Annotated in this window: 9 protein-coding genes; all 9 read left to right on the forward strand. The window is 72.3% G+C overall.

The window, feature by feature from the left end; translation table 11 throughout:
* The first annotated feature begins 22 nt into the window (after nt 1-22).
* The 9 genes from aspS to alaS all read left to right on the forward strand — a co-directional run bounded on the left by aspS (nt 23) and on the right by alaS (nt 11,711).
* Complete coding sequence (gene aspS, locus ACFHWS_RS05085; RefSeq protein ID WP_416556756.1) at nt 23-1,843, forward strand: aspartate--tRNA ligase; 1,821 nt, start codon at nt 23-25, stop codon at nt 1,841-1,843.
* Nucleotides 1,844-1,987: 144 nt separating this feature from the next.
* A complete protein-coding gene (locus tag ACFHWS_RS05090) occupies nt 1,988-2,617 on the forward strand; it encodes a helix-turn-helix domain-containing protein (RefSeq protein WP_416556755.1) in 630 nt (209 codons plus the stop codon).
* Nucleotides 2,614-3,888: an MFS transporter gene (locus tag ACFHWS_RS05095; protein ID WP_416556754.1), complete on the forward strand. Its 1,275-nt coding sequence runs from the start codon at nt 2,614-2,616 to the stop codon at nt 3,886-3,888. The genes ACFHWS_RS05090 and ACFHWS_RS05095 overlap by 4 nt, the downstream gene beginning before the upstream one ends.
* A 16-nt stretch (nt 3,889-3,904) precedes the next feature.
* Nucleotides 3,905-4,099 carry a hypothetical protein gene (locus tag ACFHWS_RS05100; protein WP_416556753.1) on the forward strand — a complete coding sequence of 65 codons (195 nt, stop codon included), beginning with the start codon at nt 3,905-3,907 and terminating at the stop codon, nt 4,097-4,099.
* 69 nt (nt 4,100-4,168) lie between these two features.
* A complete protein-coding gene (locus tag ACFHWS_RS05105; protein WP_416556752.1) occupies nt 4,169-5,695 on the forward strand; it encodes a replication-associated recombination protein A in 1,527 nt (508 codons plus the stop codon).
* 1,775 nt (nt 5,696-7,470) lie between these two features.
* Complete coding sequence (locus tag ACFHWS_RS05110; RefSeq protein ID WP_416556809.1) at nt 7,471-8,139, forward strand: hypothetical protein; 669 nt, start codon at nt 7,471-7,473, stop codon at nt 8,137-8,139.
* A 107-nt stretch (nt 8,140-8,246) separates the two neighbouring features.
* Nucleotides 8,247-8,708 (forward strand): DUF948 domain-containing protein, encoded by a 462-nt coding sequence (locus ACFHWS_RS05115; protein WP_123601158.1) that lies wholly within the window; start codon nt 8,247-8,249, stop codon nt 8,706-8,708.
* Between the two features lie 16 nt (nt 8,709-8,724).
* On the forward strand, nt 8,725-9,030 hold the full coding sequence (locus ACFHWS_RS05120) for a hypothetical protein (protein WP_416556751.1): 306 nt from the start codon (nt 8,725-8,727) through the stop codon (nt 9,028-9,030).
* Nucleotides 9,027-11,711, forward strand: coding sequence for an alanine--tRNA ligase (gene alaS / locus ACFHWS_RS05125; protein ID WP_416556750.1), 2,685 nt, complete (start codon nt 9,027-9,029; stop codon nt 11,709-11,711). The genes ACFHWS_RS05120 and alaS overlap by 4 nt, the downstream gene beginning before the upstream one ends.
* Nucleotides 11,712-11,715 lie beyond the last annotated feature (4 nt).

Genomic DNA, 11,715 nt, shown 5'->3' on the forward strand with positions numbered 1-11,715 from the left:
CCGCGATGAGGAGTTCCGTGCCGTGATTCGTACCCATGACGCCGGCGGCCTGCGCGCCACGCACGCCGGCACGACGGTGACGCTTGCCGGGTGGGTGGCCCGCCGGCGCGACCACGGCGGGGTCATCTTCGTCGACCTACGCGACGCCTCCGGCGTGGCGCAGGTGGTGTTCCGCGAGGAGATGCAGCTGGCCCACGCGCTGCGTAACGAGTTCTGCGTACGGGTGACCGGTGTCGTGGACCGCCGCCCGGAGGGCAACGACAACCCGGAGTTGGCCACCGGCGAGGTCGAGGTCACCGCGACCGAGCTGACCGTGCTGTCCGAGGCCGCGCCGCTGCCGCTGCCCATCGACGACCAGGTCGACGCCGGCGACGACGTCCGGCTGCGGTACCGCTACCTGGACCTGCGTCGCAGCGGTCCGGCCGGGGCGCTGCGGCTGCGGTCGCGGGCCAACCAGATCGCCCGTACGGTGCTGCACGACCGTGACTTCGTGGAGATCGAGACCCCGACGCTGACCCGGTCCACGCCGGAAGGGGCCCGCGACTTTCTGGTGCCGGTGCGGCTGCAGCCCGGCACCTGGTATGCCCTGCCGCAGTCGCCGCAGTTGTTCAAGCAGCTGCTGATGGTCGCCGGGATGGAGCGGTACTACCAGATCGCCCGCTGCTACCGCGACGAGGACTTCCGGGCCGATCGGCAGCCGGAGTTCACCCAGCTGGACATCGAGATGTCGTTCGTCACCCAGGACGACGTGATCGAGCTGGGCGAGTCGATTGTCGGCGCGCTGTGGCGGGAGCTGGCCGGGCACGAGATCACCGGACCGGTGCCGCGGATCACCTGGCACGAGGCGATGGACCGGTACGGTTCCGACAAGCCGGACCTGCGCTACGGCGTGGAGCTGACCGAGCTGACCGGCTACCTGCGCGGCACGGCGTTCCGGGTGTTCGCCGGGGCGATCGACGCGGGCGGCTACGTCGGGGCGGTGGTGATGCCTGGCGGTGCCGCGCAGACCCGCAAGGAGCTGGACGGCTGGCAGGACTGGGCCAAGGCGCGCGGTGCGCGGGGCCTGGCGTACGTGGTGCTGGACGCCGAAACCGGTGAGCCGCGCGGCCCGGTGGCGAAGAACCTGTCGGCCGAGCACCTGGGCGGGCTGGCCGACGCGGTCGGCGCCAAGCCCGGCGACGCGATCTTCTTCGCCGCCTCGACCAACCGGCGGGAGGCGCAGGAGCTGCTCGGCGCGGCCCGCATCGAGATCGCCCAGCGGGCCAACCTGGTCGACGAGAGCGCGTGGGCGTTCTGCTGGGTGGTGGACGCGCCGATGTTCGAGCCGACGGAGGAGGGCGGCTGGACGGCGGTGCACCACCCGTTCACCTCGCCGACCGACGAGTGGCTGGACCGTTTCGACGGCGCGCCCGGGGAGGCCCTGGCGTACGCGTACGACATCGTCTGCAACGGCAACGAGATCGGCGGCGGCTCGGTCCGTATCCACCGGGCCGACGTGCAACGACGGGTGTTCGACCTGCTGGGCATCAGCGAACAGGAGGCGGCCGACAAGTTCGGCTTCCTGCTGGAGGCGTTCAAGTACGGCCCGCCGCCGCACGGCGGCATCGCGTTCGGCTGGGACCGGATCTGCATGCTCCTGGCCGGCGTGGACTCGATCCGTGAGGTGATCGCGTTTCCGAAGACGCGTGGCGGGTTCGACCCGCTGACCCAGGCGCCGACGCCGATCACGGCGCAGCAGCGGGTCGAGGCCGGGGTGGACGCCAGGCCGAAGCCACCGGCCGGTGTCGCGCCGACCCCAGCAGCCGGAACGGCCGGGGTGGCAGCCCTGGTGGAGCCGTCCTGACCGGGTAACTGTCCTTCGGCCGTGGGCCCGGGGTGCACGTGCACCCCGGGCCCACGCATGTCTGCGGCCCATGCCCCCACCGGTTCCAGAGAAACTATGCACATATATTGTGCACACTTTATTTGCAGGTTTATTGTGCAGAATATGGAAGAGCAACAGTCGACGGTCTGGCTAACCGGGGACCAGGTCCGCACCCTGGCCCACCCGCTGCGGTTGCGGCTGCTCGGCGCGCTGCGCCTGGACGGCCCGGCGACCGCCACCAGCCTCGCTCACGAACTGGGCACCAACACCGGCGCCACCAGCTACCACCTGCGCAAGCTCGCCGACGCCGGGCTGGTCCGCGAGGAGCCGGCCCGGGGCACCGGCCGGGAGCGGTGGTGGCGGGCGGTGCACCAGGTCAGCTCGTGGCGCAACACGTCCTTCGATGACGACCCAGACGCCCGCGCCGCGGCCGACTGGCTGAACAGCTACTTCGTGCAGCAGTTCGTCCGCTGGGCGGAGGACTGGCACACCGCCCGGGACGGCTACTCCACCGAATGGCGTGACGCCGCGGAGTACTCCGACACCCGGTTGACCCTCACCGTCGACCAGCTGCGGCGACTCAACGCCGACCTCGACGAGGTCATCGAGCGGTACCGCACCGATCCCGGCCCGGGTGACGGGCCGGCCGAGCAGGTGATGTTGTACATGTACGCCTTCCCACGCGTGGCCAAGGGCGGTGGCGCGGACCGGGCCGGGTCGGCCGGGAATGAGCTGGTCGGAGACCAGCCGTGACCGCCCTGGCCGCCCGGCAGGTGCGCCGGCGCTACCTGATCCTGCACGGCCTGCGCTGGGCACCGACCGGACTGCTGATCCCCGTCACGGTGCTGCTGATGCTGGAGCGCGGACTGACGCTGCCGCAGATCGGCCTGGTCGTCGCCGCGCAGGGGTTCGCCGTACTGCTGCTGGAGCTGCCCACCGGCGGCCTGGCCGACGCGGTTGGTCGCAAGCCGGTGCTGATCGGCGCGGCGGCGGCGAACCTGCTGGCGCTGGCGCTGCTGGTCGTCGCGGACTCCTTCGCCCTGTTCTTCGCCGTGATGCTGCTGCAGGGCCTCTACCGGGCATTGGAGAGCGGGCCGCTGGATTCCTGGTACGTCGACGCCATGCTCGCCACCGACCCCGATGCACGATACGAAGGTGGGTTGAGCCACGGGGGAGTTGTGGGCGGTCTAGCGATCGCCGCCGGCGCCCTGGTCAGCGGTGCGCTGGTGGCGCTTGGGCCGGTCGGTCCGGTCAGCGCGTTGATCGGGCCGGTCGTGGTTGCCGGGGTGCTGCAGGTCGTCGGCCTGGTCGGCCTGGCGCTGCTGCTGGTCGAGGTGCGGCCGGCGGGCGGGGCACTGACGCTCACCGCTTCGGTCCGGCAGGTGCCGTCCGTTGTGCTCGGCGCACTGGGGCTGCTGCGGCGGTCCCGGATTCTGCTCGCCCTGATCTCGGTCGAGCTGTTCTGGGGATTCGGCATGATCTCCTTCGAGACGTTGATGCCGGTGCGGCTGGCGGAGGTGGCCGGCGACGCCGACCGGGCGGCGGCGCTGCTCGGCCCGGTCGGCGCGGTCGCCTGGTTGGCGTCGGCCGGTGGCGCGGCCCTGGTGCCGGCGTTCAGCCGGCGGCTCGGCGCACCGGTGACCGCTGCGGCGTTCCGGATTCTGCAAGGGGTGACCGTGGTCGCGATGGCGCTGCTTGCCGGGCCGGTCGGGGTGATCGTGGCCTATCTGGCCTGCTACGCCATCCACGGTGCGTCGAACCCGGTGCACCTGGGCCTGCTGCACCGGCAGGTGGACGGACCGCACCGGACCAGCGTCGTCTCGCTCAACTCGATGGTCGCTCAACCGGCTGGTGCCCTCGGAGGGGTGGTGCTGATGGCCATCGCCGGTTCCGCCTCGGTCAGCCTGGCGATGCTGGTCGGCGCGGCCGTGCTGGCCGCGGCCGCACCGCTGTACCTGGTCTCGCCTGGTCCAAGCTGGATTGGCCGGCGCGGCCGTTGGGTATGGATCGGCCGACCGACTTAACCCCCAGGAGGATCTGATGTTCGCCATCGCTGCGGCTGTCGTCTTCGGCTTCGCCCTGCTGCTCGACCTGCTCGACACCGATCTCGGTGCGCCCGACCTGTTCAACTGGAACACCATGGTGCTGATCGGCCTGCTCTGCCTGACCCTGTTCTTCGCCGGGGTCGGTCGTGGCACCGGCGGCGGTTGGTCCCGGCGCCGTCGGCGCAGCTGACCCGGCTGTTCACTAACCCGATCTCTGTGCATTTCCGGCGTCCGAGATCGGGCCGGTACTGTCTTGCTGATGGAGTCCGACGTCCTCTTCTCCTACCCCCCCGCCGAGCACCGCCGCGATGCGTCGCCGGCGGGCGGTGTGGTGGCGGGAGACTCCGGCTCCGGCCCGACCACATCGGCGCCGTTGCCGGTACGGATGCGTCCGGCGAGCCTCGACGAGCTGGTCGGCCAGGAGCATCTGCTCGCCCCGGGTGCGCCGCTGCGGCAGTTGGTGACCGGCACCGCGCCGATGTCGGTCATCCTCTGGGGGCCGCCGGGCTGCGGCAAGACGACGATCGCCCACCTGGTGGCCCGGGCCACCGACCGTCGCTTCGTGGCGATGTCGGCGCTGTCCGCCGGAGTCAAGGACGTCCGCGCGGTGATAGACGAGGCCCGACGGCAACGGCGTACCGGCGGGTTGCCGACGGTGCTGTTCATCGACGAGGTGCACCGCTTCAGTAAGACCCAGCAGGATTCGCTGCTCGCGGCGGTCGAGGACCGTACCGTGACGTTGCTGGCGGCAACCACCGAAAACCCCCACTTTTCGGTCATCTCGCCGTTACTGTCGCGGTGTGTCCTGCTCACCCTGCGGCCGCTCGGCGACGAGGCGGTCCGTGATCTGCTCCGGCGCGCGGTGACCGACGAACGTGGACTCGGCGGCGCGCTGCGGCTGTCCCCGCCGGCCGAGGACCACCTGGTCCGGTTGGCCGGTGGCGACGTGCGCAAGGCGCTCACCGCCCTGGAGGCGGCGGCCTCGGCGGCCACCGCGACCGACACCGGAGAGATCGACCTGCGTACCGCCGAGCGGGCGATCGACGTCGCTGCGGTGCGCTATGACCGCGACGGCGACGCCCATTACGACGTGACCAGCGCGTTCATCAAGAGCATGCGTGGCTCGGACGTCGACGCCGCGCTGCACTGGCTGGCCCGGATGCTGGTCGCCGGGGAGGACGCCAGGTTCATCGCCCGACGGATCGTGATCTTCGCCAGCGAGGACGTGGGGATGGCCGACCCGGTTGCGCTGTCGGTGGCGACCGCGGCCGCCCACGCCGTGGAGTACGTGGGGCTGCCGGAGGCACAACTCAACCTTGCCCAGGCGGTGATCCACCTGGCCACCGCCCCGAAGTCCAACTCGACCACGGCAGCGCTGGCGGCGGCCGTCGCCGACGTACGGGCCGGCCGGGGCGGGACGGTGCCGGCACATCTACGGGACAGCCACTACTCGGGCGCGCGGCGGATCGGCCATGGAGGCGGCTACCGTTACCCTCACGACGACCACCGGGGGGTGGTTACCCAGCAGTACCCGCCCGACGAGCTCGCCGGTGTCGACTACTACCGCCCGACCGAGCATGGCGCCGAACGGACGGTCTCCGCGCGGCTGCCGGTGCTCCGCCGGATCGTGCGCGGCCTGCCGCCCGACACCCGCGCGCCCGCTGGACGCACCGGCTCCGGCTCGTCCGCTGGTGCTGCCGAACCTGATCCATCCGTCCCAGCGTCCGAGGCTGGTCCGGTGCCCGATGACAGCGGCAGCGTTGCTGCCGGGGAGGTACAGCAGTGAGAGCGCGCGGTTCTGACCGCCCCGATCACCCCGACGAGCGTCGTGAGGGCAAGCCGAAGGGCCGCCGGTGGGGCCGGGCACCGGTCGAGGAAGAGGTCAGCGGCGAGGAGACTGGCTGGCTGGACGATCTGCGGACCGCCAAGGAACAGCGGATCGACATCGGACCCGGCGGCGCCGGGGCATCCGGCGACTCCCCGACGGACGGCCCGCCGTCCCGCTCGGCGGTTTCCCGGTCCGCCGTCCCGTCCCGTCCACATCCGCAGCCGCCTGCGGGTCCGGGTCCGCAGCCGGGTGCCGGCCCGCAGCCGCCTCCGGGTCCGCAGCCGCGCACCGGTCCAGGGCCGGCCGAGCCGGTGTCCCCGGCTGGCGCGGAACCGTCCGAACCCCGACCCCGACCTCGGCCCGTCAGCCCCGCCCCGGGTGGGCCGAGCCCGGTATCCGGTGGGCCGAGCCCGACCCCGGGCCGGTACCAGCGACCGCCGCAACGCCTGCCAGCGGCGGACACGGTTGTGCCGCAGTCGGGCAACGCACCGCCGTTGCCGCCGTCCGCCCCGCAGCGGCCATCCGCCGACGCCTTCGGCGGGCCCCGTTCCGCGCCGGGCACCCCGACCCGACCAACGTCCGGCCCCCGTGCCGATGGACGCGACGAGACCCGGATCATTCCGCCGGTCAGGTCGTCCGGCGGACGTCGACGCGCCCCGGAACCGGCGGACGAGACCAGCGGCTGGCAACGCCGCCCGGAGACGCCCCAACGTGGCCCGGCCACCGGGGCGGACCGGGCGGGTCAGACCCGCGAGGGGGACGGCCCGGCACCATCGCGGCCGTCGGCCGGCCGGCATGCCTCGGCCGGCCAGCCGTTCGAGCCGGCCCGGCCGACCTCGGGCGGGCCTCGCCCGGCGCGGTCCGCGCCGATCCCTGGCCAGCCATCCCGGGGCGGCCCCGGCGGCCCCCTGGCCGCTCCCGTGGTCCCCGGGCCGGGCGGTGCCGTGCCACCGGCCCGGGGTCTGCAGCCTGGCCCGGGCACCGACCAGCCGCCCCGTCCGGGAACCCGCCCGGCAGGACCGCCGGTCCATCCGGCCGACCCGCCGACCGCCACCCGCCCTGGTCCCGGCCGGGCGACGGTCCCGGCAGCCGGGCCGGTGCCGACCGGTGCCGGTGGCAGGCCGCGACCACCGGTGACCGGGCCGCCGGCCACCGATCGACGGGACCCGTACGCCACCGGTCCGATCCGCCCAGGCCAGCCGGGTCGATCCGACCCGCCGGGCCGTCCCAACGAGGCCGGCACCTTCGGCCGCCCCAGCCCCCCGGGCCGACCAGCTCAACCCGGCCGACCAGCTCAACCCGGGTCCGGTGGCATCGCGACGATGCCCGGCGCGCCGGCACCTGGCCGGCCGGTGTCCGGTGGACCTGCCGGTGCCGCCGCGCCGCCGCACCACGATCGGCCGACGCCCGCCCCGCCCCGCCCGGTCTCCGGGGCCGGGGCGACGGTGGCCCGGTCGGCGTCGGTGCCGGTGCGGCCGGGTGGGCCGGTGCCGCCGGCCGGACTCGCCCCGGTGTCCGGCGGAGCCGTGCCGGTCCCGGGAGCCGTGCCGGTCCCGGGAGCCGTGCCGGTCCCGGGAGCCGTGCCGGTCCCGGGAGGTGTCGCCCCGGTGTCCGGTGGGGGTGGCTCGCCGGTCCGGTCCGGGCCGTACCGGCCTGACCGGTCGGAACCCGAGCACTCCGGCCCTGAGGAGTCCGGTGCCGACCAGTCGGGTTCCGAGCAGGGTCGCCCGAACCTGCAGCAGCGTCGGCTGCGGGCAATGGCCCTGATCATGGTCGCCGTCGTGGTGCTGGCCGCCCTCCCGCTCTACTTCGGCATCCGGGCGGCGACCCGCGACCCGGTCTTCAACTCCCTTGACCGACTCGACGTGCCCGAGTGGGCGGCGCAGGAGCGGACCGACGCGGTCAGCGGGAGCCGTTGGTGCCTCATCGACTGCCGGTTCCGCGAGCGGACGATGACCTCCGAACGCGGCACCGAGGAGACCGCCCAGGTCTATACTGCGGCACTGACCGACGCCGGGTGGCTGCCGTGGGACGCCGAGCTGTGCCCGTCCCAGCCGGTCGAAGGCCAGTACAACTGCTGGACCCGCGACGAACTCACCCTCGACCTGTGGGTCCGGCCGCCGGCCTGCTCGGACGACCTGTTACTGCAGCGGCCGACGGTGGAGCCGCCATCCGGCGAGTCGACCGACGGTGGGTCGACCGACGGGGAATCGGCCGACTCGCCGCCGGTCGCTGAGGCCGAGACCTGCACTGGTTCGGTCGTGTCGATCAAGGTACGCAACGCGATCGGTGACGACCGGATGAAGCCACAGCCGAGCACCGATCCATCGCTCACCGGTGAGGATCCGGATCCGGTCTTCACCGACGACCCGCTGCTGGACCTGGAGGTCGAACCGTCGTGAGCGGACGACCATCACTGACGGTAGGGTCTGCACGGTGGTGCGGCGCGAGCTGACCGCCGTCAGGTGAGCAGCGGCGGCGAGGCGTCGTGACAGAGGAGGACACAGGCATGGACGGTGGACAGATCGCGGCGCTGGTGGCGGCCGGAGCGTTCCTGATGCTCGTGCTGGTGCTCGCGGTGCCGATCCTGCGGCTGCGGCACACCGTGGACGCGGCGACAAGGGCGATCAACGACCTGAACGACCGCACCGGTCCACTACTCGGCCAGGTCAACACCTCGGTGGAGAATGTCAACACTGCGCTCGGGCAGGTGCACACCACGCTGGACGGCGTCAACATCCAGCTCGCCAAGATCGACACGATGACCGGTCACGCGCAGAACGTCACCGCCAACGTGGCGAACCTCGCCACCGTCGTCTCGGCAGCGGCGGCGAACCCGCTGGTCAAGGTCGCCGCCTTCGGGTACGGCGTCCGGCGCGCCGCGTCCGCCCGTCGGCACGCCGAGCAGGAGCGCGACGTACGGGCGGAACTGAAGCAGCGGCGCCGGGCAGCCCGGCGCAACGCCGGATGACCGGGAGGACGCCGTCATGAAACGCCTGCTCTGGCTCGGTGTCGGCATCGCCGTCGGCGCGGTGGTGGTCCGCAAACTGGCCCGGACCGCCCAGTCCTACACGCCGTCCGGGATCGCCTCCTCGCTGTCGGAATCCGCTGGTGGTTTCGTCGAATCGGTCCGTACCTTCGTGGAGGACGTGCGCGAGGGCATGGCAGAGCGCGAGCAGCAGATCCAGGCCGCGTTCGCCGAGGGCGTGGCGTTCGACGACCAGTTCGCCGACCTGCGGGGCGACCCGAGCGTCGGTGACGCGGAGATATTTCCCCAGGAGGACGTTCGGTGAAAACGGCGGAGATCAAGCGGCAGTTCCTCGCGCACTTCGAGGCCAACGGCCATGCCGTGGTGCCGTCAGCTCCGCTGCCCGCGATCGATGACCCGAACCTGCTGTTCATCAACGCGGGCATGGTGCAGTTCGTGCCGTACTTCCTCGGTCAGCGGACCCCGCCGTACCAGCGGGCGACGAGCGTGCAGAAGTGCATCCGTACCCCGGACATCGACGAGGTCGGCAAGACGTCGCGGCACGGCACCTTCTTCCAGATGAACGGCAATTTCTCGTTCGGCGACTACTTCAAGGAAGGCGCGATCCCGCTGGCCTGGGAACTGGCCACCAAACCGGTGGAGCAGGGCGGGTTCGGCATGGACCCGGAGCGGATCTGGGTCACCGTCTACCTCGACGACGACGAGGCGGCCGACATCTGGCGGCGCACCGGCGTACCTGCGGCGCGGATCGTGCGCCGCGGCAACAAGGACAACTTCTGGTCGATGGGTATCCCCGGGCCGGCGGGGCCGTGCTCGGAGCTGTACTACGACCGGGGTCCGGCGTACGGGCCGGACGGCGGGCCGGAGGTCGACGAGGACCGCTTCCTGGAGTTCTGGAATCTCGTCTTCATGCAGTACGAGATCACCAACGTACAGAGCAAAGAGGTCTTCGACATCGTCGGCGACCTGCCGAAGAAGAACATCGACACCGGCATGGGCCTGGAGCGGATCGCGTCGATCCTGCAGGGGGTTGACAACCTCTACGAGATCGACGAGGTACGTCCGATCCTGGACCGGGCGGCCGAGTTGACCGGTAAGCGCTACGGCGCGGGCTCCGGCCAGGCGGCGAGCGAGTCGCACCCCGACGACGTACGGCTGCGGGTGATCGCCGACCACGTGCGGACCGCGCTGATGCTGATCGGCGACGGGGTGACCCCGTCCAACGAGGGTCGCGGCTACGTGCTGCGTCGGATCATGCGTCGGGCGATCCGTTCGGTGCGGCTGCTCGGCTGGCAGGAGCGCGCCCTGCCGGAGCTGCTGCCGGTGGCCCGGGACTGCATGGCGCCGTCGTACCCCGAGCTGGCCGCCGACTTCGAGCGGATCTCTTCGTACGCGTACGCCGAGGAGGACGCCTTCCTGTCCACGCTGCGCGCCGGTACCACGATCCTGGACACGGCGATCGCCCAGACCAGGTCGGCCGGCGGCGGTAAACTCTCCGGCGACCAGGCCTTCCAACTGCACGACACCTACGGGTTCCCGATCGACCTCACCCTGGAGATCGCCGCCGAGCAGGGGCTCTCGGTCGACCAGGACGGTTTCCGCCGGCTGATGTCCGAGCAGCGGGCCCGGGCGAAGGCGGACGCGCAGGCCCGCAAGACCGGGCACGTGGACATGTCCGCGTACCGCGGGGTGCTGGACAGCGGCGGGCCGGTGGAGTTCACCGGCTACGCCGAAGTGTCCCGTGAGTCGCGGGTCCGGGCGCTGCTCGGCGCCGGCGGCGCGGCGCTGCCCGCGGCCGGTGAGGGCGACGTGGTGGAGCTGGTACTGGACAGCACCCCGTTCTACGCCGAGGGCGGCGGCCAGCAGCCGGACACCGGCCTGCTCACCGTCGGCGCCGGCCGGGTGGAGATCTTCGACGTGCAGCAGCCGGTGCCGGGCCTGATCGTGCACCGGGCACGGGTGGTCAGCGGCGAGCTGCGCGCCGGGGAGTCCGGCTACGCCGAGATCGACATCCCGCGGCGGCGGGCGATCTCCCGGTCGCACACCGCGACGCACCTGGTGCACCAGACGATGCGCAACTTTCTCGGCGAGTCGGCGACCCAGGCTGGGTCGCTGAACGCGCCGGGCCGGCTGCGGTTCGACTTCAACACCCCCGGCGCGGTCGCGCCGTCGGTACTGCACGACATCGAGCAGCAGGTCAACGAGGTGCTGCTGCGTGACCTGGAGGTGAACGCGTTCATCACCTCGCAGGAGGAGGCGCGCCGGCTGGGTGCGATGGCGCTGTTCGGGGAGAAGTACGGCGACGAGGTCCGGGTGGTCGAGGTCGGTGACTACGCCCGGGAGCTGTGCGGCGGTACGCATGTGACCCGCTCCGGTCAGCTCGGTGTGGTGAAGATTCTCTCCGAGTCGTCGATCGGCTCCGGCGTGCGCCGGGTGGAGGCGCTGGTCGGCATCGACGCGTTCAACTTCCTGGCCCGCGAGCACCTGCTGGTGGCGCGGCTCGCCGAGCTGTACCGGGTGCCGGCCGACCAGGTCGCGGACCGGGTCCAGCAGACCGTCACCCAGCTGCGCGACGCGGAGAAGGAGCTGGAGAAGCTGCGCGCCCAGCTGGTACTCGGCGGTGCGGCGGCGATCGCCGGCCAGGCGCGTGACGTGCACGGGGTGGCCTACGTCGGCACCGAGGCGCCCGAGGGCGCGGCCGGCAACGACGTACGGACCTTGGCGCAGGAGATCCGGGGCAAGATCGACCCGGCCCGACCGGCGGTGGTCGCGGTGGCGGCCCGGGCCAACGGCAAGGCGTCGCTGGTGGTGGCGGTGAACGCGGCCGGCAAGTCGCGTGGAGTGTCCGCCGCCGACCTGGTCAAAGGGGCGCTGCACGGCCGGGGCGGCGGCAACGCTGACCTGGCGCAGGGCGGTGGGCTGCCAGCGGCCGAGGCGGCGAACCTGCTGGTCGCGGTCGAAAAGGCGATCGCCGGAACGGCCTGAGATG

The sequence above is a fragment of the Micromonospora sp. LOL_013 genome (assembly GCF_048060315.1).
Classification (GTDB): Bacteria; Actinomycetota; Actinomycetes; order Mycobacteriales; family Micromonosporaceae; genus Micromonospora_E.

Coding starts and splice junctions, on each gene's coding strand:
- ACFHWS_RS05115 (WP_123601158.1), top strand. CDS start 8,247: ATGGACGGTGGACAGATCGCGGCGCTGGTGGCGGCCGGAGCGTTCCTG.
- ACFHWS_RS05120 (WP_416556751.1), top strand. CDS start 8,725: ATGAAACGCCTGCTCTGGCTCGGTGTCGGCATCGCCGTCGGCGCGGTG.
- ACFHWS_RS05100 (WP_416556753.1), top strand. CDS start 3,905: ATGTTCGCCATCGCTGCGGCTGTCGTCTTCGGCTTCGCCCTGCTGCTC.
- ACFHWS_RS05090 (WP_416556755.1), top strand. CDS start 1,988: ATGGAAGAGCAACAGTCGACGGTCTGGCTAACCGGGGACCAGGTCCGC.
- ACFHWS_RS05105 (WP_416556752.1), top strand. CDS start 4,169: ATGGAGTCCGACGTCCTCTTCTCCTACCCCCCCGCCGAGCACCGCCGC.